The organism is Candidatus Neomarinimicrobiota bacterium (assembly GCA_041154365.1).
GTDB classification, from domain to species: Bacteria; Fidelibacterota; Fidelibacteria; order Fidelibacterales; family Fidelibacteraceae; genus Fidelibacter; species Fidelibacter multiformis.
Window position 1 is genome coordinate 1662267 of record AP035449.1, and the last position, 24321, is coordinate 1686587.

General features: G+C 42.7%; 18 protein-coding genes. 1 reads left to right on the forward strand and 17 read right to left on the reverse strand.

What is annotated here, in order from left to right:
- Nucleotides 1–560: 560 nt before the first annotated feature.
- The 16 genes from strainIA91_RS07165 to strainIA91_RS07240 all read right to left on the reverse strand — a co-directional run bounded on the left by strainIA91_RS07165 (nucleotide 561) and on the right by strainIA91_RS07240 (nucleotide 18488).
- Entirely contained in the window at nucleotides 561–3638 is a 3078-nt protein-coding gene (locus strainIA91_RS07165; protein WP_400166099.1) for a type I restriction endonuclease subunit R, read from the reverse strand.
- Nucleotides 3628–4707 carry a restriction endonuclease subunit S gene (locus strainIA91_RS07170; RefSeq protein WP_400166100.1) on the reverse strand — a complete coding sequence of 360 codons (1080 nt, stop codon included), beginning with the start codon at nucleotides 4705–4707 and terminating at the stop codon, nucleotides 3628–3630. The genes strainIA91_RS07165 and strainIA91_RS07170 overlap by 11 nt, the downstream gene beginning before the upstream one ends.
- Nucleotides 4704–5747 (reverse strand): virulence RhuM family protein, encoded by a 1044-nt coding sequence (locus tag strainIA91_RS07175; protein ID WP_400166101.1) that lies wholly within the window; start codon nucleotides 5745–5747, stop codon nucleotides 4704–4706. The genes strainIA91_RS07170 and strainIA91_RS07175 overlap by 4 nt, the downstream gene beginning before the upstream one ends.
- Entirely contained in the window at nucleotides 5747–7333 is a 1587-nt protein-coding gene (locus tag strainIA91_RS07180; protein ID WP_400166102.1) for a type I restriction-modification system subunit M, read from the reverse strand. Before strainIA91_RS07180 ends, strainIA91_RS07175 begins: the two co-directional genes overlap by 1 nt.
- A 265-nt stretch (nucleotides 7334–7598) precedes the next feature.
- The gene (locus strainIA91_RS07185) at nucleotides 7599–8528 is read right to left on the reverse strand and encodes a hypothetical protein (protein ID WP_400166103.1); all 930 of its coding nucleotides are present in this window, start codon (nucleotides 8526–8528) and stop codon (nucleotides 7599–7601) included.
- A gap of 30 nt (nucleotides 8529–8558) precedes the next feature.
- A complete protein-coding gene (locus strainIA91_RS07190) occupies nucleotides 8559–9566 on the reverse strand; it encodes a PGN_0703 family putative restriction endonuclease (RefSeq protein WP_400166104.1) in 1008 nt (335 codons plus the stop codon).
- 182 nt (nucleotides 9567–9748) lie between these two features.
- Nucleotides 9749–10159, reverse strand: coding sequence for a hypothetical protein (locus strainIA91_RS07195; protein WP_400166105.1), 411 nt, complete (start codon nucleotides 10157–10159; stop codon nucleotides 9749–9751).
- Nucleotides 10152–10844: a hypothetical protein gene (locus strainIA91_RS07200; protein WP_400166106.1), complete on the reverse strand. Its 693-nt coding sequence runs from the start codon at nucleotides 10842–10844 to the stop codon at nucleotides 10152–10154. The genes strainIA91_RS07195 and strainIA91_RS07200 overlap by 8 nt, the downstream gene beginning before the upstream one ends.
- Before the next feature lie 618 nt (nucleotides 10845–11462).
- Nucleotides 11463–11945, reverse strand: a complete 483-nt coding sequence (locus tag strainIA91_RS07205; RefSeq protein WP_400166107.1) for a hypothetical protein — start codon at nucleotides 11943–11945, stop codon at nucleotides 11463–11465.
- A complete protein-coding gene (locus strainIA91_RS07210) occupies nucleotides 11912–12544 on the reverse strand; it encodes a Panacea domain-containing protein (protein WP_400166108.1) in 633 nt (210 codons plus the stop codon). The genes strainIA91_RS07205 and strainIA91_RS07210 overlap by 34 nt, the downstream gene beginning before the upstream one ends.
- Nucleotides 12545–13220: 676 nt before the next feature.
- The gene (locus tag strainIA91_RS07215; RefSeq protein ID WP_400166109.1) at nucleotides 13221–14432 is read right to left on the reverse strand and encodes a hypothetical protein; all 1212 of its coding nucleotides are present in this window, start codon (nucleotides 14430–14432) and stop codon (nucleotides 13221–13223) included.
- Between the two features lie 257 nt (nucleotides 14433–14689).
- Nucleotides 14690–15160, reverse strand: a complete 471-nt coding sequence (locus tag strainIA91_RS07220; protein ID WP_400166110.1) for a DUF3795 domain-containing protein — start codon at nucleotides 15158–15160, stop codon at nucleotides 14690–14692.
- Nucleotides 15157–15849: a hypothetical protein gene (locus tag strainIA91_RS07225; protein ID WP_400166111.1), complete on the reverse strand. Its 693-nt coding sequence runs from the start codon at nucleotides 15847–15849 to the stop codon at nucleotides 15157–15159. The genes strainIA91_RS07220 and strainIA91_RS07225 overlap by 4 nt, the downstream gene beginning before the upstream one ends.
- An 89-nt stretch (nucleotides 15850–15938) precedes the next feature.
- On the reverse strand, nucleotides 15939–16616 hold the full coding sequence (locus tag strainIA91_RS07230; RefSeq protein WP_400166112.1) for a hypothetical protein: 678 nt from the start codon (nucleotides 16614–16616) through the stop codon (nucleotides 15939–15941).
- 154 nt (nucleotides 16617–16770) lie between these two features.
- Entirely contained in the window at nucleotides 16771–17193 is a 423-nt protein-coding gene (locus strainIA91_RS07235) for a hypothetical protein (RefSeq protein WP_400166113.1), read from the reverse strand.
- A gap of 206 nt (nucleotides 17194–17399) precedes the next feature.
- The gene (locus strainIA91_RS07240) at nucleotides 17400–18488 is read right to left on the reverse strand and encodes a serine hydrolase domain-containing protein (RefSeq protein WP_400166114.1); all 1089 of its coding nucleotides are present in this window, start codon (nucleotides 18486–18488) and stop codon (nucleotides 17400–17402) included.
- Between the two features lie 313 nt (nucleotides 18489–18801).
- Here strainIA91_RS07240 and strainIA91_RS07245 point away from each other — a divergent pair, with 313 nt between their 5' ends.
- Entirely contained in the window at nucleotides 18802–21729 is a 2928-nt protein-coding gene (locus strainIA91_RS07245; RefSeq protein WP_400166115.1) for an insulinase family protein, read from the forward strand.
- Nucleotides 21730–22818: 1089 nt separating this feature from the next.
- Here strainIA91_RS07245 and strainIA91_RS07250 read toward each other — a convergent pair.
- Nucleotides 22819–24306: a serine hydrolase domain-containing protein gene (locus tag strainIA91_RS07250; protein WP_400166116.1), complete on the reverse strand. Its 1488-nt coding sequence runs from the start codon at nucleotides 24304–24306 to the stop codon at nucleotides 22819–22821.
- Nucleotides 24307–24321 lie beyond the last annotated feature (15 nt).

Genomic DNA, 24321 nt, shown 5'->3' on the forward strand with positions numbered 1-24321 from the left:
AATTCCTGGAAACAAATAGTTAAAGATATTGTATGATGATATCTTATCAATTATGTCTTTCATTTTTTAAGTGTTTTGTAGTGGTTGTTTAACATTACCGCCAACGTTTGTGTAAACCCAATTGTGTTTATTTCACCAATATGGGATGCTAAACACAATTGTATATATTTTCCCTTTACCAAAACCTGAAGTATTCTCTTTAAACTAAAAATTTTTTTCAGATACTCAGTTGTCATCATTCTAATCAACATTATTTTCTATTGCTTTAAGCGAATATACATTATCCTTAATCCGGCAATCAAGGAAAAAGATTGTTTTTTCATTATTTTTTGGTTTTTAAAACTGTTTAATATAATTCCTGATGACCTTTCCAAGTCGGACGAACCGGTCAGTCATGTCATTCTGAATGATGTCCCATTTGTCTTCATCGTCCAGGTTGCTTACCGGAGAAACTGTAATAAGAAGCGATATCTGATTTTATCCTGTTCCGCCATTTCTTTCTTTACACAACTTATTTTATGATACCATTAATATGTTTTCGAATTAAACACACACCCCTGTTAAAACTTTCCATGAGAAATATCAAAAAACCGTTCAAAAAAGCTCGACAGTTTATCCAGAACACTCTCGCGTTTTTTCGAACGTTCCCCGCCGGGAGAAAAGCGTGATACGGGTGGCAATACTTTGGCCAGATCCGTACCTGTACTGGCGACACTGCCGTTGCGAAATGCGTTTCTAACAAATTTATAGGTTTCTTTCCGATCTAGATTTTCTTTTGCAATAATCTCTTCCAGCTCTTCGATCTTTTTCTGTTCCACATACTCCTGCCAGTCTTCATCTACCACCGAATGGATATCAAGGGAGGCGATAAACTGGTTAATAAGGTCTTTTTTATTGCGCAGCTCAACACTGGAATCGATGGCTTTGTTAATATCAACAAGCAGTTCGCGGTTCTTGATGTGATCTTCATGATATTTTTTAACCAATCCCAAAATATAATCAATGTTGATTTCAATCTGTTTTATCAGCTCCATCTCGAAGACGATGTCATCATTGATATTTTCCTTTTCGCCTTCACCTGTCTTGCGAAATTCATTATAAAGATCTATGTAAATACTGTGATAATCCTGTATGTCTCGCTCAGATAAAATTTCGTTGCCGCTGAATTCATCAAAGGTAAGCAGGATATTTCTTATCCGTAAAATTGCACCGTAGAGCCGGATGAAATCCTTTTGTTTTTGTTCTCCGATAATCCGCACGCCAATCGGAAATTTTGCCAAAAGCTCGTCGACCAGACTGGTATATCCCCGGACTTCCTTGTCGCCTTCTTTATAACCGTTATAGTAATCGTTATAGGATCTTAACAGCACGATGCCGCTGGCTTCCTTGTCGCCAAAGAGAGAAATGGATTCGTTGGTCGCTTTTTCCAGGTTGCGGAAGCAAACAATATTTCCGAAGGTCTTGACGGTGTTCAAGATTCGGTTGGTACGTGAATATGCCTGCAGAAGCCCGTGCAAGCGCAGGTTTTTATCCACCCACAGGGTGTTGAGCGTGGTTGCATCAAAACCGGTCAGAAACATATTGACCACTAATAGGATATCTACTTCACGGTTCTTTACCCGTTCGCTGACATCCTTGTAGTAATTCTGAAATTTATTAGATGTGGTGTCCCAGGATGTTCCAAACATGGCATTGTAATCCTGGATGGCGTTTTCAAGAAAATCCCGGGAGCTTTGGTCCAGTCCGCGGGTATCTTCGGAATTTTCATCGATCACACCGTCTATTTCTTCCTCATTGACGCCATAGCTGTAAATAAGGGCTATTTTCAGCTTTTTGTCACTCGGCACGTCCGAGAGCTGTCTTTGGAATTCCGCATAGTACTTTTTGGCCATGTCAATTGAAGATACGGCAAAGATGGAATTAAATCCGGCAAGTCGGCGGTCCTTGAGCTTGTAATAACTGTTCCGCTTGGTTTTCTGATCAAAGTGCTCGCAGATATACCCGACAATATTTGTCAGACGCTTTGGTGCGGCCAGTGCCGCCTCCCGGTCAATATCCCGCACTTTTTTATCTTCAATATTTTCCGCTTCCCGCAGGGTGGAAATGTAATCGATCTTGAAAGGCAAAACGTTTTTGTCGGCAATGGCATTCACAATGGTGTAAGTATGCAGCTTTTCCCCGAATGCCTGTGCGGTGGTCTTGAAATCCGGACGCCCACCGGAGGAGGCATTCACAGCAAAGATCGGCGTGCCGGTAAATCCAAAGAGATGATAATTTTTGAACGCCTTGGTAATGGCGGCATGCATCTCGCCAAACTGGGAACGGTGGCATTCATCAAAGATCAGTACAATATGGCCGTCGAATATGGTATGGCCTTTATGGCGACCGATAAAGCGGTCCAGTTTCTGAATGGTGGTAATGATAATGCGTGCGTTGGGATCTTCAAGCTGGCGTTTTAGTATTGCCGTACTGGTATTGCTGTTGGCCGCTCCCTTTTCAAACTTGTCATATTCCCGCATGGTCTGATAATCAAGATCTTTACGATCAACGATGAAGAGCACTTTATCCACATAGGGCAGTTTGCTTGCCAGACGGGCAGTTTTGAAACTGGTCAGTGTCTTTCCCGAGCCGGTGGTGTGCCAGATATAACCGCCGGCATCCAGCGTTCCGAGTTTCTTGTAGTTGGTGCTGATCTCGATCTTGCTGAGTATCTTTTCGGTCGCTACGATCTGGTAGGGACGCATGACCAAAAGCTGTTTTTCGGTCGTGAACACACAATAGCGGGTGAGAATATTCAGCAGGGCATGTTTGGCAAAGAAGGTCCTGGCAAAATCCACAAGATCGGGGATCGGTCTGTTGGTGGCATCTGCCCACCAGCTGGTGAATTCAAAGCTGTTGCTGGAGCGTTTTCCTTTTTTGATGCTGCCTTCAACGGATTCCCGGATATGCTCAGAGCGTGTGGTGTTACTGTAGTATTTGGTGTGCGTACCGTTGGAGATAACAAATATCTGCACGTATTCAAAGAGCCCGGATCCGGCCCAGAAACTTTCCCGCTGATAGCGGTTGATCTGGTTGAAGGCTTCCTGTATGGCTACGCCGCGACGCTTGAGCTCAATATGTACCAGGGGCAAGCCATTGACCAGCACTGTTACATCATAGCGGTTGGCTCTTTGGCCCCCTGCCCGCGACCCGGCAGGCGGGTCTTCGGTGGCATATTGATTGATCACCTGCAGGCGGTTGTCGTGAATGTTGTCCTTACGGAGCAGGTAGATGTTCTTATCGGTACCGTCATCGCGTTTGAGGATCTTGATGTAGTCTTCCTGAATGGTTTCGGTCTTTTCGGCGATACTTTGGTTGGGGTTGGCGATTTCACCGGTATAGAAGCGATTCCATTCGTTGTCGGAAAAATGGTAATTATTGAGTTTTTCAAGCTGCACGCGCAGGTTTTGAACAAGGTCTTCTTCGCTGTGTATGGCAAGATAATCGTAAGCCTGCTCCTGAAGTTGTTGGATAAAGGCACGCTCCAGCTCCGCTTCGCTTTGGTAGGATGTGGCGCTGCGGTATACGGGGGTGTATTCGGACACCACCGTGCTTTGCGGGTTTTCCGCCACCATGTTGTAGCGCAGGTTATCCGGCATTGTTCTCTTCCAGGGGTTTGAAGGTGAGCAGCTTGTTGCGGTAGTATTCGTATTGCTTGCGTCGGGCATTGAGTTCTGCAGGTAAACCAACAGATATATCGTTTACTAAGGCATCGAATTTGTCCAGGATGGTGACAATGCGTTCTTGTTCGGAGAGGCGTGGGATTGGGACGGAAAGATTTTTAAGTTTGGTCGCAGTTATAAGCGGTTGACCACCACCACTAGCGTACTGGTTTAGATTTATATTTTTCAACAAATGGTAAAAATACCCAAAACTTACTTTCGGATTTAACTTGATCATTAGTGTGTTGTCTGAAACATCAAATTTTCCGCCCACTTTGTTAACTAGGCCAGCGTATGCCCCAACTCTTGCCACAAGCAGAAAGGTGCCGTCGTATGCAAACGAATCTGAATATCCAATAGCTCCTGTAGACCCATATACTGGATACACTCCATCGCTAGCCCTACTTTTGTTTTTACCAGACTTAATTGTTCCTAATTCCCCCAGCGTCTTCCACTCCACCTTATCGCCGAAGGTCAGCAGTTCATCGCGGTAATATGCATATTGCTTCTTGCGCGCCTCCAGTTCCGCCTCCAGTTCCGCCTCCAGTTCCGTGAATGTGTCCAGAATGTTTACGATCTCTTCCTGGATGGGAAGTGGGGGGAGGGGGATGGGTATTTTGTTTAGAACTGTCTGTGTGAGACTTGGTACCCCCCCTGCTTGGTTCAAATCTTCAAGCCTTTGAGTTACCAGGAAATAGTAAAAGAACTTCGGGACAATAAAGTCTTCGTTAATCACTGTATAGAAAATTGTATCTACGGTCCAGAACGGTTCTTCAACAAAGTATAGTTTGTTCAATGAACCTTTACGAGGGATCAAGACAGAAGCTTTTTCATAAACGGACGTATTAATTCGGGTCATTATTCCGCCTGTCCCATAGACTGGAATTGAGCCTTCGCCAAAGTTTTTATAATCTCTTCCGTTGCGAATACGGACAACATTTTTGAGAGGTCGAAATACCACCCCATTGGGACAAAGCTCGGCGATCAGCTGTTCGACCTTATTCATGATGATTTCCCTGATTCAGAACCCGGCTTTTTGATTTTTCTGCTCTTTTTCACTTTTTTCTCCGCCTTTTCCAGGGTTTCCAGATAGGCCTGTTCCACCGCGCTGATGGTTGCGGACTGGTATTTTCTGTATTCAGTCTCGACTCTTTTCATCGCCTGCTCGTGACTTACGGAGCCGGCATCATTCAGCAGTTTTCCGTCAAAAGTCTGTATCAGCCGGTCCAGTTGCGCGATCCAGTTTTTCATATACATCGGCTCTTGATTCAGGGCTTTGACTTCTGCAAGGTCAAAATAAGCAGAAACGATGTTATTGAGTTTTTTCAGCTCATTTCCGGAGAGATAATTTTTGGCGATACCGATATCTTTGCGGGTGACCTCTCCGCCGGAAAAGGTAAGGAGTCCCATGAACGGTTTTCCGGCGTCGGCGCGTTTGGCGATGATTTCTGCGGCGGTATGACCGTGGGCAGCGTAATGCAATTTGTTCTGCACAATCTTGAAAAACCGAATAGATTCTTCTGAATTCGGATCATAGTCCGCACTGGTGGCGTAGAGGTCCAGCACCTGGCGGTAGAGTACTTTTTCGCTGCTCCGGATATCGCGGATGCGGTCGAGCAGTTCCTTCCAGTAAATCCCGCCGCCAAGATTTTTGAGCCGCTCGTCATCCATGGTGAAACCTTTGATCAGGTATTCTTTCAGTCGTGCAGTAGCCCAGATACGAAATTTTGTGGCAATATGCGATTTTATACGGTAACCGACAGAAATAATGGCATCGAGGTTGTAAAACTTTTGCCTTCGCTCAACCTTTCGGGAACCCTCGTTTTGAACTTGTAAGAAATCCTTACACGTTGCATCCTCCTGTAGCTCACCTTCATCAAAAATATTTTTCAGGTGAATGGTTATGTTCTGAGGCGTTGTCTGAAACAATTCGGCCATCATCTTTTGAGTAAGCCAAACATTTTCATTTTCGAGGCGGACTTCTATTTTGGTTGTTTCGTCTTCAGCCTGATAAAGGATCAGTTCTCCTTTTTGCTCTTCTTTCATTACCGGCTGCCCTCCAAATCCGCCACGATTTCATCAATCGCCGTGCGCAGTTCGTTTTGCCGGGCAACAATATCTGCAATCTCGGCGTTGAGCTTTTTAATATCAATCACCTCACGAGTGTCTTCTTGTGTTACATAGGATGAAACAGCGATATTGTAGTCGTTTTCCTCAATTTCACTGTTATCTACCAGCCGGCAGAAATACTCAACATCTTCCCGACCTTTAAAGGCATCCAGGATTCTGGCCTGGTTTTCCTCCGTCAGCTTATTTTTATTGCCTCCCCGGACAAACTCTGCCGATGCGTCAATAAACAGGGTTTTGTTATCCTTCTTGCTTTTTTTCAGCACAATAATGCAGGTAGCGATGGTCGTGCCGAAGAAAAGATCCGGCGGAAGCTGTATTACGGTATCAATATAGTTGTTGTCAACGAGATATTTGCGGATCTTCCGTTCCGCACCACCGCGATAGAGTACGCCGGGGAACTCAACGATGGCCGCTGTTCCGCTGGTGGAAAGCCATGACAGCATATGCATGGTAAAGGCAAGATCCGCCTTGCTCTTGGGTGCCAGTACGCCTGCCGGGGAAAAACGCGGATCGTTGATGAGCAGCGGATTGCTGTCGCCTTCCCATCTTGTGGAATAGGGCGGATTGGAAACGATTGCATCAAAGGGTTCATCATCCCAGTGCTTCGGATCGGTCAGTGTATCGCCGTGGGCAATATCAAAATGATTGTAATTGATATCGTGCAAAAACATATTGATGCGGCAAAGGTTATAGATCGTGAGATTTACCTCTTGGCCAAAGAACCCCATTCTTACATTTTCCTTGCCCAGGATCTTGGCAAACTTCAGCAGCAGCGACCCGGAACCGCATGCCGGGTCATAGACCTTATTGACCTCTTTCTTCTCTACCGTTGTAATAGAAGCCAAAAGCTCGCTGACCTCCTGCGGCGTAAAGAATTCACCCCCGGATTTTCCCGCATTGGCCGCGTACATGGTCATTAGAAACTCGTATGCATCGCCAAAGGCATCGATGGTGTTGTCATAATAATGGCCCAGTTTCAGATCACCAATCGCCTCAAGGAGTTTAGCCAGTGTCTTGTTCCGTTTTTCCACCGTATTGCCCAGCTTGTTGGAATTCACATCAAGGTCATCAAACAAGCCTTTCAGATCATCTTCGCTTTCAGAACCCTTGGCCGAGCTTTCAATGTTGCGGAAAACGGCGGCCAGTGTTTCGTTGAGATTGGCATCATGGCGTGCCTGTGCGCGGACATTGACAAACAGCTCGCTTGGCAGAATATAAAATCCCTTTTCCTTCACGGTATCCGCGCGACCGAACTCCGCTTTATCGTCGGACAGTTTTGCATAGTCAAAGTCCTGATTGCCGGCGCGTCGTTCGTCTTTATTGATATAGGCGGTCAGATTTTCGCTGATGAAGCGGTAAAACAGCATGCCCAGGACATATTGTTTAAAGTCCCAGCCGTCCACACTACCCCGGAGGTCGTTGGCGATCCCCCAGATAGCCCGATGGAGTTCCGCGCGTTCCTGTTCTTTGGTGGTATTGTGATTATTTGCCGTATTTGCCACTGATATTCTCCATATTTACCATTTACTATCTTCGCCTGTCAAAGACACCAGGATTTTTCTGAGTGCTGTGATTGTATGTTGTTATCTTAACCATTTATTTTCTTTGTTCTGTCTTGGTGCGGTATTTTTTTATTACGTGTTGTGCTAGGGCAAATAAGGGTGTTCAGGCGTTTTCATGTTAAGTTAAATAAGAATTTAAGTAGGCTACAACGCTTAAATAATCACTGAAACCCTTATGGCATATACATTATCCTACCGCCATGTTCTATTCTTCATTGATTAATTTTTCTCTAATTTCGGATAAAGTTAATCCAGTTTCAGTTTTCCAACTAGTCCATCCATTAACAGTTTTTCTGTCACTTCCAGCATCTTGAATCCCTGCGAGTGCAGCATAACTTGGACTACTATAAACCTGATCAAGAACTCTTAGGGCCCCGTCTTCCAATATTTCTGCTTCGTATTTCTTTTTACTTCCTTGTCTGGGTTTATATTCCATTATTAGTTTTTGACCGGGTAGTAATAAATTATTCTCAATTAAATCTGAAATTGAGACTTCATATCTTGTAAGTTCTCCGGTTTTTTCATCCTTTTCTTGTTCTTCTTCAGTATCCAATATTGGTTTAAACTCTTCAGGAAATTCGTAAGCAATAGAATTTTTATTATTAAAATCAACATATTTTGTTATTGTCCAAAGTTTGACATTATACTTCAAGGTCCTTGCCCATTCCTTTAAATCTCCAGATATTGCATCAATCGGAAGGCCAATAACAGGTTCTTTGTTTAAAATCTCACCAAGTATTTTTCTAACATCAATTTCTTTGATTTTTTGTTCGGCAAATTTTTCTCTGGTTGTTTCATTATTTTGGTATTGATCAACAGCCAAATCTTCAATTGTTTTCTTTGAAATGGGTTGTAATGATGCAATTACTTGCTTTGATATCTGTGGAGCAATGTGCCCCCAAACATTATGATGAAGCAATTCTGCTTCAACTAAATACCATTTCTTTGATGCAAGATCGATTGCAAAACCATCAGGAATGGTTCCTGTTCCATCTCCGGTTTTAATCAAGGTTTTCGGTAAATATATTGAAGTTGGGCCAAAAATATACTCGTAATTGTCAACAACTACCTGTTCCAGTTCTTGTTCACTATCGAAGGGTGTCTTAATGAATTTACTTTCACCTAGTATTAGCATGATTTTATGTTATACTTTCGGGCTTTTTTCTCATTGATATCTTGTCTTTAAATAATAAAATAGGTCTTTATATTTTTGCAAGTTAATTCCATCTAAGAATAATTCTGGTGATATTATTTTATATTTGGATTGATCAATGAGTTGATTTTTCCATGTTTTTTCCATGTCAAGTCCACTACACTTATAAACTTTTTTCAGTAGGTCCCTATTATTCTCTGGTATTACGTGCAAATGAATAAAGTTGTCTGCTTTAAGTGTTTCTTGATTTTTATTCTTTATCATTTGCTCAACCCATAAAGTCTGGCGCATTAGCTGATAAAACGGTTCAAAAAAATAAACGGAGTTCCTATACTGCTTCATAGTTTTAAGGTAGTTAGAGTCATCAATTAATCTACCTTTGGGATTGTAGCAATATCTATTCAGTCTTTCATTTCCTTTTGCTTCATCTTCTTTTATATATCCTACGGATTTTTTGTCGCTCTCTTCGATTGACTTGTCTGCATTATTGTAGAATTCTGTATACTTCCATTCTATTGGTATTAACCATTTTTCTCCATTTTTATGTTTTGCATAAATAAGAGCATCAATTGAGGTACAGTTGTTGCCACGAGTTGGCTTTCCTTCGTTTAAATAATCATTATCACTGACTGCCTCGAATTGAATATAGGCAGGTAAAAATTTATCAGTATCTATTTGAAAAACATCAATAAAGTCAGTCGAAATGTTTTTAAGAATTGTCAAAACAGCTAACTTGTCATTTCTGATTTGGAATAAATGATTCAAACAAGCAATCTGAGAAGATAAAACATGACCCGTTGGATTCTTACCACCCCACCATGAAATTGAATTTTTCTTAAAATATTCAACTACATCATTATAAATAGGAGCAAAAATATTTTTTTTACTGTCCTGCAGAACAAAATCCCTATTCTTTGTTCTGAAATATTTACCAGCTGCACCACCATAAAAAACAGGACTTCCATTTTTTATTAAGTTTTCAGCTTTTGTTCTTTCAGTTTCTTGGTATTTTGAAGCCATATTTTAGTTTTTAGTTTATTTTTCTGTCCTTTTTTAACCTGAGGCATAACATTCCGGACGTATACGCGTTTACCCAAAGGTCAAGGAGCGGAGCTACACCGTATATACCCCGTGTTAAATGAAGTACCCAACTTCAACCAGTTACAATATTTAAAAAGTACTAGGATGTACTATTTGAGCACTTACGGATGTTCGATATTTTCTTCAATAAGTTCCTCAATATCATTAATTTTACCATCAATTTGATTAAAGCGACTATTAACAGATTCTTTATGGTAGTTAAAATTTGTCTCAAATTTTTCTACTGCTGTATTTGTATTTGAAATTTCTGATTTAATATCCGATTGACTAAGTATTATAGAAACAAAGAACCAGATTAATCCTCCAATAGTAACGACTCCACCAATTATTGCGATAATCGCTTTTACTAGATCTCCTCCACTCTTTAGATTCGAACCACTATAAGATTCTCCTAATTCTGAAGAACTTTCTGAACTTGTTCTCGTTTGATCAACATTTGGTGTAAAACCAACTTTGATATTAATGTTGGGGCTTTGAGTCGGAGCGTATTTGTCTCCATATGTATCATCCATTGAAAGCTACCTCAAAGAAATTTACTAAGTTACTTTTTATAGAATTCATTCGATCATATATTCTTTTTGCAGTTCTATCTAAGTCTTTTGGAAGAACATCAGTTTCAAAACAATCGATATCCAATAAAAGATAATCATCTTCCATATTTTCATTCTCTACAAACTCATTTGTATAATTATTTCGTTCATCTTTCTTCATGGGGCCCATATTTAATCTTGAATTACTATTCTGAAGAATTATATATAAATCTGAAAAATTTAATATTTTATTGATGCATTCCATAAACTGAGATGAGAAAAGAACATTCTCTTTTGATTTTGAAATAAAATCTTCCAGTTTTAAATAGCCAACCTTGAAATAACCTCGAATACCAACCCTTGAGTAGATTGGTATTGAAATAATCTTTTCAAGCTTTTTCTTGTAACTTAAAAGTTTATCAATAAATTGATTCTCGGTAAAAGGATCTTCTAATGAATAGATAAGTCGTTTGTGCTCGATTAGCAAGTTTTCAAATGACTTCTGATATGGCTGGACATTATGCAACCGAATAATAGAGTTATTCTCTATTGTCCAGTGTTTAAACTTTTCAGGATAGTATGCTTTAACAATTTTTGATCGTCCATCAAAAATGTCTATTTGTCCGGGATATCTTAATTCGCTGAATATTTTCTTATATATCTCCATATTAACCTCTTTAATAGCACATTTTAGTATATCCGAGCCATGGATGGCGAGGAAGAACAAATTTAAAACAGTTGGGTATTTCATTTAACGTCTGTATAAACCCAGTTGTATTTATTCCAGAAAATTGATGACATAAATATATTTGAGAATATGTTTTTTTTAAAAATACCTTCAGTATTCCACTTAAACCACAAATTTCCTTTAGAGATTCAGTTATCATTATTTTAATCAACAGTATCTTCTATAGCTTTAGGAGAATATACTTTATCTTTTATTCGCTTATCAAGGGAAAATTTGGGTTTTTGGAATCATAAAAAAATCTTCACAACGAAAAAAGGATATCAATAATCTCCGGTTTGGTGTTTTATTTCTTAACCCCCTTCCCCTCCCAAAACGCCCCTCAAACTCCACTGCGTTGTTCCGGTAAAAGACTAGCTGGAAGTTGGAAGCTGGAAGTTGGAAGTTGGCGTCGCTGCGCTCCTGGGGTTTCAATCGATATTTGACTTTCGACTTTCGACTGATGACTGTCGACTGAAAAAGTGACGAGTAACGCGTGAAAAGGGGTCCAATCCAATCCCCCAATCGAATCAATCCCTCCAATCTCCTCGTCACTGCCAACTATCGACTGTCGACTGATGACTGTCCACTGCCGACTAAGGGATGCGTGAATACAAACTCCTGATAAAATCGCAGTGAATTTTTTACCGGATATTTTGGACTGGCTTTAAGTAAAGAACACGCGTTTTGTACTTCATATTCAATTTTATCCGGAGGTGTGCCTGTAAATTTCGGCAATGTCGTGTGTCTTTCCATTCCCCCAAAATATATGATCCCATTTTTTGGATCAGATGCTTTCCGAAATTCTCCGGCATTATTAAAAAAACCCTGACATAATTTGAAATGAATAAATTTAATAATATTTACAAAATCCTTAGGACTCAATGGAATTTGATTTTCATTAAGAAAATAATTATACAGATCATCATACCTTGAACTAATTTCCTTTATGACATCTTCAGGATTAAATTCATTCGACTCATTTATCGGAAAATCGTTCAGTAAGGAGGCTATTGTTTCGACTTCAGGATTTGAAGAAGGCATCCAAATGACTGGAATTCATTTTGTTGGAATTTTTTAAGTTTTTTATAATGAATGTAATTATCGAATACCAAAAATTTTTCTTGGTCTTTTTTCGGAATATCCAGATAAAAAGCCGCATGACTGTCATAATAAAGCGGGTAAAAGGGTTTATTGTTTAAATCCAATGGAAAATTTCTGGCAAAAAGAGTCCCTGAGTAGTATTGTTTCATAGCGTTTTCTTTAATGACCTGATTGTCCGGTGTTTTTTTCCATGGATCTTCACTGTGGGTCATGGCCGATAGTGAGTATGCATTGATGGGTACATAATTTTCCAGGATGAAGTCCACAAAGTCCTTTTCATAACTGCTTAAATAATTATCCGGGCATGTTTCGTGTGGTATAGGTTTTTTTCCATAACTCTTATACTTTTCCCAAATATTCACATTCACAGGACCGAGCTTCCACTTTACAAAATCACCGGTAATCAGATCCGGATGATTATCAACTACTGACCATACTTTTAAATAGTAAACAAGCTTCTGCAGCTTGAGATGGGTCATTTCATCCTGTTGAATAATTGGATGAGATAAAACATATTTTGCGGCATCTATTGCATTCATAAATGTAATTTACGTCTTTTGTCTCTCTTAGTAAAACGAAATGTGGATGGCAAATGCAGCTTTCAAACGCTGCTGCGCAGCTTTTTTAGAAGCTGGAAGTTGGAAGTTGGCGTCGCTGCGCTCTTGGAAGTCGTTAGTCGACAGTCGACAGTCGACAGTCAGCAGTTTGTGACTATTGGAAGTCCACTTCGTTCCGGTATGGGATTCAAGCACCTCACTTCGTTCGGTGTTCAAACGCTGCTGCGCATCTTTATTAGAAGCTGGAAGCTGGAAGTTGGCGTCGCTGCGCTCCTGACGTTTCTATCAAACCAATCAAATCAATCCCCCAATCTATTCAATCATCCAATCCCCCCAATCCCCTCGTCACTGCCGACTGTCCACTGCTGACTACCGACTGTTTTTCTCGCACCTCGTACCTCGCACCTCGCACCTCCACTGTGAAATACGCTGCGCTCATTTCACGGGACAGGCAATCAAACCAATCAAATCCAATTTTTACCAATATTTCAAATTTCCGGCGATTATTGAAAAACAAAAATACGCCAGTATAACAGAATACCGGCAAATATTGGGATTCATGAAAGGCGGGAAATTATGCTATTCATGCTTTTTTTGATGTTCCGATAAAGGTAGCGCCATTTTTTTCAAAGTAGGTGATAATTATTTCAAATTCAGATTAATTGAATAGATTATTAAGCCTGTTGAGTAGACCCGAGACAAGATTACGGGCTGTTTCCGTATCGATTCCGTATTGAGCGGCATATCCGTCAATATCCGGTTCACGGCCGGCATTGATATCCTGTATACATTGATCCAGAAACCGGTTCAGATTATCTTCGTCCGGTATGCCGGACTTTTTTTCCGATGATTCAAAGTGTTTTTCATAAGGAAAAAATGAAATGCTGTATCCCAGGATATTTTCAGTCAGATGCAACATGTTGGGAGTCACTCTTTCCAGGGCCTCATAGGGCAGTTCATACCCTATATGCTCTATGTAATCCGCCAGCTCGTCAAATCCCTCAAGGGTCATGGCAGTCAGCATCATGGATTGCTTGTTTTTGTTATAGTAAATGGCCGCAAAGTGGGGGAATCCCTCCATGCCTTTCAAAGATAATCGATATAAATGCTTCTTTTTTTCTATCGTAAACTGTTCGGCATGATCTTCAGGAATAAAGGAATCCAGAACAAATTCCATCCGGCTGAAGATCAACAGAAAATCTTTTTCATAGATCAACGGCACCATGGAACCCGCATGCAACATGGCAAAAGGAATGGGATCCCGTTCAATGAGTTCCGGGATATCCTTAAGGTCATTCACCGATGGATCCAGCTGACGGGCATAAAACAAGATATCGGATATGGTGATACCCTGAAAATCGACGATGGTCCCATAGGTTTCCCAGCAGGATCCGTTATACTGCATAAGCATGAAATATTGAGTGACTGGATGTGAATTGGTTATGTTTTCGATGGATGGTGAATAGACCAAATACGTGTCATCAGTGAAAGAATCAAGCATATTAAAAAAGTTGGGGGCCGGACTATCTTCAATAAAACAAAAGCAAAATTTCCAGGGATACTTTATGTATTTTTTTATAAAGTTCAAATCCTCTTGGTTCCGGTAAGGGAAAGATGGATCGAAGAGGTATTTTTGGGCGTATCCCCCCTTTTTAAAAAGCTGAAAGGCCACATATTGGGATAACAGCCATCCTGCCCATCCCTCCGGCATCATCTCCGCGATATGGTTGAACCGACTCATTTTTTTGGCAAATTTGGATTCCAGATCCTCCCTCTCTGCACAATAATAGATTAAATACTCATCAATGAGAACTTTGGATATTTCTCTGTCTCTCAGACATTCTGCTTCCATTTTTTCATATTTGTTCATGTTTTCCCCTTATCAAACACCCAAGTATAAAAGGATTCGAGCAGCGATACCATAAAAAATAATGGGTTTTTCCACATTTTGAAGACCCTATACATCGGATTTGCGTTATCTGTACAGGGACCTTTTCAAAGATAAATATCGGACAAAATCCACTGAAATATATAAGATGTAAAATTTATTATTCCTGAACTATTCACAGGCAAATCAATAAAAACGAAGGATGTTTTCCTGGATTCAAGTGTGAAGCGGTGATATGATTACGGTGTATTTACATTTGTTTTATGCACGATCCGTTCATATCCACAGGTAAGGCATCCCGGCCTGTGGATACAGATCAACTCTCCGCATTGGGGACAGATCCATCTTTGTTCTTCATGTTTGATGAAATGGCCAATCCCGGATTCACGGATGATTTTAAGATTATCGATCATACTCATGCCATACCGGGTTCTGTATCGTTGATCCAGTTGTTTCAGCCGTGTACAGGGATAACGGGGACAGCGGTCAGAACAATACGTATTTTCTTCCTGTTGGATATAGTCGCAGTTTCTGATTTTACACGTCGTGCGGTGTTTTGATTTCGGACTCTCAGTGCTCGTGATCATCCGGCAGCCCGGGCAGGAATTCTTTTCCCGGATATATCCCCAGCAGAGCCGGCAGTTCATACCGCAGGGGGCAATTAAATCCGCAAAGATGGTTGTTGTTGGTTGTTGGGATGGTTTTTTCACGTATTTAAGGACCTTTTTCGTTTGAGAAATACACGGATCGTAACTGCTGCCAACACAAAATATAACACATTCCAGAGAGCAAAACTGATATAGCCCGGAGGTGTTAAAACCCAGCCTAAATCAAAGGCACTCCACACAGCACCAATCAGGCTCAGGATCCCATTGAGAATAAACAGGACTTTCGCGAAGCCTTCAATTCCCGTTGAGTTAAAGAAAGAAGCTGCAAACCACGTACCAAGTCCAATAAAACCATACCCCCACATTTCAAAAGCCCATGCCAAAGACATGGGGTTCGCCATGGACATGGCCTGGAGCATGACTGCATCATTCGGGGTATATGCAGAAACTACTGCCGGAATATAAGTTGTTTGTATAATGTAATTGATGGCCACAATGGCACTGCCTACACTGCCAAACATCAAACCTGCCAGGGGTAAGGAGGATGATTTGGAACATAAATACACAGCAACGAGAAGCATAAGACTGCCTCCAACCAGAAAATAGCCAAAATAAAAGGGAAGACTTTGTATCACATCATAATGCTGGACAAACACGGCAGCACTTTCCCACGGCGGTTGTTTGGGACGAAGAAAAATAGCAAACAGAGTGGGAAAAATGGTCCCGAGAAGTATGAGAACAGCACCCATAATCCCAAGTGAATATTCGGTACGATGTAAATTTTCTTTCATCCTGAAAGCTCCTAACATATTTGTTTTTTATTTAACTTTATGTTATCCCACATGAGAGGAGTTATTCATAATAATAAGAAGATTGACGACTACTCTGTAGGTGTTTTTTCTCTGGGGATACGGATCAAAGCGACAGATAAGGCAGCAATCCAGAGGAAATAAATCAGCCATGCCAGTCCGTTCAACGTTCCAAAGAACCCGTTTGGATTGTTTTCAACCAATGTGCCAACACTGGCGATTGCTGCAATACCGGTCAACAAGCCCGTCCACCCCAGCCAGCGCATAAAAACACCGGTGCGTAAAATGATCACAGCCGCGCCGATCATGGCAATTCCCCCATAGGCTCCTGAAACCACATAGGCATAATAGTTCGCCGCAATTCCGAATCGGGCCACATTGTGGGCAACACCCGGACCCAGCAACGCCAGTCCCATGATAAACGCACCGGCAACCGTTCCTGCCGCAGGGGACATAATGGCACCGGCCCATGTCACGCGGGTCCAAATAGCCGGTTTACTCTCCGCTTCTTTCAGTTTTTCACACAATCCTGCATAAAAAGGAAAATAAAACAGTAAGAATGCCAGTCCTGCAAGGACATGTCCAAACCGGAACCAATCCCCATTTTGGGCAAACCATTGGGAATAATCCGCAGTTTCCATGGTATAAACAGGTGGAAGCTTGTTAATACCCGACGCAAAAAAGGAAAGTCCCACAAATAGAAGTCCTGATAATCCGCTTAACCGCCATGGTGTTTTAAAGATCTTCATTTTTCACTCCAAATCTTAAGACCGTTTTCAATTTTCCCGGTGATACCATCTGGCATCACTTAAACATATTTTACTGTGCATTTTGAAGTAAGGAACGGATATTTTTCTCCGATAAAAACCTGCATGGGATATTCAGGATAGGAGGAAGTGTTACTTATCCGGGGGTCTTGTGATCCTTTCTATTTTGATTGAGCACGAGATATGCAATAAGAAATGCCAGACCAATACTGAATCCACTTGCAATCAGATCCAGCCAGTCAAAGGTATAATGAACTTTTGCAAGAATTCCAGGCCTGGGTATTAGCTGAAGAGTTTCAAGCCCAAAAGCAATTGCAGCAACAACCCATGTAACTCGGATTAAAACATGATGTGAAAGCTTCGATACATTAGATATTATAAGGAACAACAATCCCGCAGGGCCTAAAAAACTGGGTGCGATTCCAACGATTAAAGAGGAAGTTAAATTCTCATCCATCCACCGCGTTGTTTTGATGGGGATAATAAGAAGCAGGCAAAATGCTCCTATCCATCCGAACCGTTGTTTAATTTTTTGATTTTTTAATAATTTCCCGCTCATATCAACTCCCTGTTTCATTACCCCATTATCTGCAAAAATATACACTCTGGAAATATCTACAAAGATAACTGCAAAAATGGGTCTTTTTAATTCTGTATCGACACAGAAACAAGATATTCAAGAGATCCACGATGTGAGCGCTTTAACAATCTCTTCCACCCGGGTGACCGGAGAAAGGGTACAGGATTACCCTTGATCTAAATAGTTTATTTCTGTGCATGTTTTAACAGCTCTTTAATTACTTTTCTTGCCATAAACTCCAGGGCTTTTCCCCGGTAAGCAAAATCGTTAAATGTCCCTATGATGTATGATTCGGTTGCCGGATGATAGAACATAAATGCACCGGTAACACCCACACATCCCCAGGCAAAATATTCTTTGGGCATTATGACTGGTATTGTTTTCATTTTCCAGATGGAATATCCGTAACGAAAGCCAACCATGGGAAAACCCATGTTGACGTCATCATTCAGCATGATATGAAGGGTCTCTTTTTTAATGAGTGTTTGGTTCAGCAGAGCCTTCATGAAGAGCAGAAATTCATCCGGGGGCGCCATCACACTGCCGCCGGCATAATCGATCTGATGGACGCCTTCAACAGAGCGGAAATCAACATTCTTGAAATACAATCCGGCCTGGGGAAATTCCGATTCCTTTTTCGGTCTGGAAAACCCGTACATACAGGCATGATCCATTCCCAGGGGTTCAAAAATGAGTTCATGCATCACGTCGTGAAATTTTTTATCCGTGATCTTTTCTATGATAAATCCCAGCAGGTAATAGTTGGTATCGGTATAGGAATGCTTTTTCCCCGGAGTGGCCACCGGTTTCAGATGGTCTTTTCCCCAAAGGACTGCCTCTCTGGGTGTTGTTTTGAATGTTGGATCTTTCTGCATTTTTTCCCACAGGTCATAAAAGACATCATATAAACCGGATGTCTGTTTCAGCAGATGTTTGATTTTTATATCCTGAGAATACTCTTTGCCTTTATAGACATGCAGTCCCTTCATCAGTTCATCATCCAGGTATTTGCCTATACTGTCATCAAAATCGAGCTTCCCTTGTTCATACAGGATGCTGATAAGCGTTGCCGTGAAGAGTTTTCCCACACTGGCCAGATGATTCGGCTGTTTGGGATTGGCGGGAATATCCCCTGATTTGCCTTCTGCAATATTTAAACTTACGTTTAACCTGTCGGAGTGAACCAAAAGGTATGCATTTCTCACTCTTTTATCCTTTTGGACCTGATTCCGGAAATGGGATTCAATCCTTTGGGAAATGTCTGTATTGCTCATGTCTCTCCTTTTCTTATCTTAATTTGAAAATTAATTAATCTTCAATGCCTAGTGAATAAAAAAATTTTTACTTACCGCATAGCAGCAAAGGCACTGAGGTGACGAAGTCACAAGGAGACGAGATCTTGCCCATGTCAAATTAACAGACATGCCGGTGCAATCCCGATTTGTCGGGAAACCCTTGAACCCATGAACCCATGAACTCATGAACCCTTGAGCAGCGAACGAGTGAGCTTTTTTCCATTCTCCATTCCCAATTCTCCATTCATTTCGTATCTTTCACCCTGCCTAATTGAAAACAGAGGAGAAAAGCATGTCTTATAAGACAGGAGAAACATATCACGGATTTACCCTTCACAGGATTGAAGAACTGACAGACATTCACAGTACGGGTTATCATTTCAGGCATGATCAAAGCGGTGCGGAGCTGGTGTATCTGGTAAATGCCGATCCCAACAAGGTGTTCAGTATCACCTTTCGTACACCGCCCTGGGATAATACGGGCCTCCCTCACATTCTGGAGCATTCGGTACTGTGTGGTTCCCGGAAGTTTCCGGTGAAAGAACCTTTTGTGGAGCTGATTAAAGGCTCTCTGAATACATTCCTCAATGCCATGACCTATCCCGATAAAACCCTTTATCCTGTGGCCAGCATGAATCCCAAAGATTTCATGAACCTGATGGATGTGTACATGGATGCGGTACTGTATCCCCAAATAGACAAGGTCCCGGAAATTTTCTACCAGGAAGGCTGGCACTATCACCTGGAAAAACCTGAGGATTCCCTGACGATCAACGGGGTTGTCTACAACGAGATGCTGGGTGCCTTTTCCACGGCTGAATCGGTCCTCTACCGCCGCTCCAAGCAGCTCCTTTTCCCTGATTCCCCCTATGCCTGGGAATCCGGCGGCGCCCCTGATGAAATTCCCCAGCTGACCTACGAAAAATTTATCCAATTTCATAAAACCTACTATCATCCCTCCAACAGCCGGATTTTCATCTATGGGGATGGGGATATGGATAACCACCTTGCTTTTCTAAACCGTGAATACCTGAATCATTTTACCGCCATTGATCCCGATTCGGACATCCGGGTCCCCATCACATTCACCCGGACAAAGGCCGCCGTAGAAACCTACTCCCTCCCTGCCGGTGAAAACCCCGATGGAAAATCCTACCTGAGCCTCCACTACGGCTGCGGACAGAATCTGAGTCCAAAAGAATCCATGGAGCGAAGCATCCTTATGCACTACCTGATGAACACACCCGGATCCCCCCTGAAAAACAGACTCCGGGACGCTTCCCTGGGGCAGGATGTCTTTGGCTCTTACGAATCGGATATGCTCGCGCCCTATATGTCCCTGATTGTGAAACACAGCTCCCCGGACAAAGAAAATGAATTTGAAACAATTGTCCGGGAAACGCTGGAAGAACTCCGGGATGGCGGACTGGATCGCCGACAACTGGAAGCATCCCTGAATATTGCTGAATTTAAAACACGGGAAGGGGATTTCGGTTCCATGCCGACTGGACTTATTTACAACCAAGCCATGATGAACAGCTGGCTGTACGACGGGGATCCCTTTGCATACCTGAAATTTGACACCGCATTTAAGGAAATCCGTGAAAGTCTGAAGACAGACCGCTTTCACACACTGATCGATGAGATTTTCCTGAACAATCCCCACACCCTGAAACTGCGGCTGGATCCGGAGCCGGGACTCTCGGAGCGAAAAATCCAGGCTTTATCCAAATCCCTCCAAAAAAGAAAAGAGTCCATGAGCCCGGATGAACTGAAATCCGTCGTGGAAAACACCCAGAAACTAATCAAACGTCAAAACACACCGGATTCTCCGGAAGATCTGGCCACCATCCCCAGTCTTAGCCGTGAGGATATTCAGAAAAAAGCCAGGACCTTTCCCGTGGAGGAAATCCCATGGGACGGGGGAAAAATCCTCACACACCCTGCTGAAACCAAGGGAATCCAGTACGCAAACTTCTACTTTGATCTCTCGGCCGTACCGGAGGAACTGCTGCCGGTAGCCGGACTCCTTCCGGACCTTTTGGGACAGCTTTCCACGGAAAAACGGAGCTATACGGATCTGTCCAACGACCTGCTTTTTTACACCGGGGGATTTTCTGTGAATACATCCGCTCTATTGCCGGTCCAAAACCCGGATGATTTCCTGCCGAAACTCATGGTGAGTCTGCGGTATCTGTCCACCTTTACCGATAAAGCCCTGGATCTTGCCGGAGAAATACTCACCCAAACCCGCTTTGATGAAAAGAAGCGCATTCACGACCTGATCCGGGAAATACGCTCCGATGCAGAGATCAACCTGGTGAACAGCGGTCACAGCTTTGCGGCAGGACAGGTCAATGCCGCCCTGAAGCCTTTCGGAAAATTTGAAGAGATCACCAATGGTTATGATTTCTACACCTGGATTGCCGATTTGGATACCCATTTTGAAGAACGGTACGACGGTCTGAAGCAGAACCTGGAAGGATTGCTGAAAACCATATTCCGGAAAGAGGGAATGATTCCCGCCCTGACCAGTGAAACAGAGGATATAAAAACCTTCACAAAACATCTGAAATCCTTTGAATCCCGGTTGAATTCAGGAGCTCTGCCGGCTCAGACATGGAAACTCCCCCTGAATCCGCCGAACCGGGGTTTTTACACACCGGGAGATGTGAATTACGTGGTATTCGGGACTTATTTACCGGAGGATATCATGCAATTCAGCGGAAAATACCATGTCTTACGGCATATCCTTTCCCTGGATTACCTGTGGAACCGGGTCCGGGTTCAGGGGGGCGCATATGGGGCTTTCTGCACCTTTTCACGGAACGGACGAATTCTGTTCAGTTCCTACCGGGATCCCAAACTGGGCAAAACCCTGGAAACCTACCGGATGATACCCGATTACCTTTCACGTTTTGATGCAGATGAACAGTTTATGACCAACATCATCATCGGGACCATTGCACGCCAGGACACCCCCATGAGTGTCTCCCAGGAAGGGGGCATGGCATTTATCCGGCATCTGACGGGACTCACGGACGAGATGATCCAGGAAGAACGGGAAGACATCGTCTCCTGCAGCGCCGAAGATATCCGAAAATTCGCCGACATCCTTAAAATCGCCGTCTCCCAGGGCATTCATTGCACCTTCGGGAGTGAGAAAGCGGTGAAGGAAGAGAAAGAACTGTTCTCTGAAATACAATATGCTTTGAAATAATGATGAATGATGACAGTCGGCAGTCGGCAGTCGTCAGTCATCAGTCGAAAGTCGAAAGTCGAAAGTCGAAAGACAGTAGCGAGGTACGAGGTACGAGGAGCGAGACCCGTGAAAAACAGTCGACAGTCGTCAGTCGGCAGTGATGAGGGGATTGGGGAGATTGGGGGATTGATTTGATTGAAACACCGGAAGCGACGCCAGCTTCAGACAGGCCACGGCCTGTCCCTATTTCTAACTTCTTAAATATAATTAATAGAATTGGGGGCTTTAACTGCTTTTTAACCGGGATTATAAGAGAGATGGAATATATGATTTCGATTAGGTAGCGCCCCCCACCCCGGGGGTAAAATACACCGAAATGCGACACAATGCAAGATAATATTGTTAATCATATATGTGTTGTTTCGAATAATTTAATGGATTAAATACAGTCCTCATTTAAACTTTGCGGCAGTCATATCAAGATACCAGCTTATGAAAGATAATGGAATTGAATGCTGCACAGCAGCAATCAAGAATTCAAGCGGCACTTTGTGCCGTTCAATTGCTTCGCTGTGCTCAGCATTCCAGCACTGCTTCACAGTGTTCAAAAAAGAACTCACCCAATGAAATCCGCATATCTGGAATTGAACACCGAACGAAGTGAGGTGATTGAATCCCATACCTGAGCGAAGTGGACTTCGGAAAGTCACAAACTGTCGACTGTCGACTGTCGACTGTCGACTGTTGACTGTCAACTGAAACCCCAGGAGCGAAGCGACGCCAACTTCCAGCTTCCAACTTCCAGCTTCAGAAAAATGACTGCGGTTTTTTTCTGATCTGATGATGGGTTTATTAGAGAGATGGAATATATGATTTCGATTAGATAGCGCCCCCCACCCCGGGGGTAAAATACAGCGAAATGCTACATGATGCAAGATAATATTATTAATCATATAATTGGATAATTATGAATGATGAATTAAATTAAAAAATTATGAATTTGGTTGTGTGGTTCAATGAACATTCCTGACACTTGATGCTCGCGAATTGCGTCTTTTGAATCAATCGAATCCCCTCTGCGCTCATTTCACGGGGAAGGCAGTCAAATCAATCCCGCTCTTCATTTCCCGCCACACAGAGTGATGAAAGAATAAATCCCACAGCCAATAGAAGAAGTCCATACCCTAATAAAGGTGTGGAAGCGGGAAAAACAGAGCTAAGAAAAAAATACGGCAGCTTAATAGCCCACAGGAGCAGTGCAAGAATTGCCATACCCACCAGGCCAGATAAAAGGCGTTTTAAGCAATTTTTTTCGGACAAGGGATGAAAACGATATTTCTCCTGGATCATTCCGTATATCACAAAGCTGATGAGAAAAATGGCTGCCAGAAAAATCAGGATGATCACGCCCAGGAAAACCCGGGAGGCTGTAAGAATGCGGCTCATCCCCACAGGAGGAATTTCAAGCCAGCGGGTCCATTCCAAGAGAACTTTTCCAAAAAAGGGCCAGCTTCTCTGGCTGTTTGTCAACAACACGATTCCATCCCCTGATCCCGGTAAAAGATGAAAGTGGGTCATCCATCCGTGACCCTGTCCACCATGCCATACGGCCTGTCTCCCATCGGAAAGCCTTTCCACGAAATGTCCGTATCCATACCCGTCTGACACGAAACCATAAAGTCCTTTTACATCCGTATGGGATGTGAATATTTTCGTCAGACTTTCCGGATCCAGCACACGCTGCTCCCCCCTCTTTCCGGCAGTGAGAAAACGGGCGATATCATCTATCGGAGCCATGAGTCCTCCTGATGCATGCACCGGATAGACATAAGGTGGTACAGGTGTTCCATCTGTTTCATATCCGGATGGGATTTCAGGAAGCTCTTCCGGACTGAAGGTAAAACCTGAACGGGTCATTCCCAGGGGCAGGAGAATTTCTGCAGTCATATACGAAGAAAAGTCCTGACCGGACACTTTTTCAATGAGGATTTCCAGGGTATTGAATCCCACATTGGAATAGACAAATTTTTGGCCGGGTGTATGAAGTCCCTGAATTTCGGATGTAAGATATTCTGCAGGCGCCGGCATCTTGCTGAATGGCGGATATTCAACATCCGGACCGATGGAGCCCAGGGGGAATCCGGCAGTATGGGATAAAAGCTGGTGGATTGTGACAGATCGCCAATCCGGATCAGTCTCAGGAAAATCTGTTTTTTTCAGGTACAAACCGATAGGATCCTCCAGGCGGATGAGTCCTTTCTCCACCAGTTTCATCACACCCCAGGCGGTCACCGATTTGGATATGGACTCCACGCGGCAAAGGGCATCCGTTGTCATGGGAATCTCCTGTTCACGATCAGCCAATCCATAGGCACCGGTCCAGACGACCTGATGGTTGCGGACAAGAGCTATACACAGGCCGGGAATCTCATATTTTTCCATTTCTTCCGGGATCCGTTGATCCAGTCGTTGCACGAAAATTTTAACATCCTGATGTGCGTCTGATTGCGTCGATCCAAACAAAGAGACGGAATGTGGATATACCAGCAACACCAACAGAATCCAGGCTAGATACAGGTTGTTAGAACTTTTCATTCTTAATGTAGATTT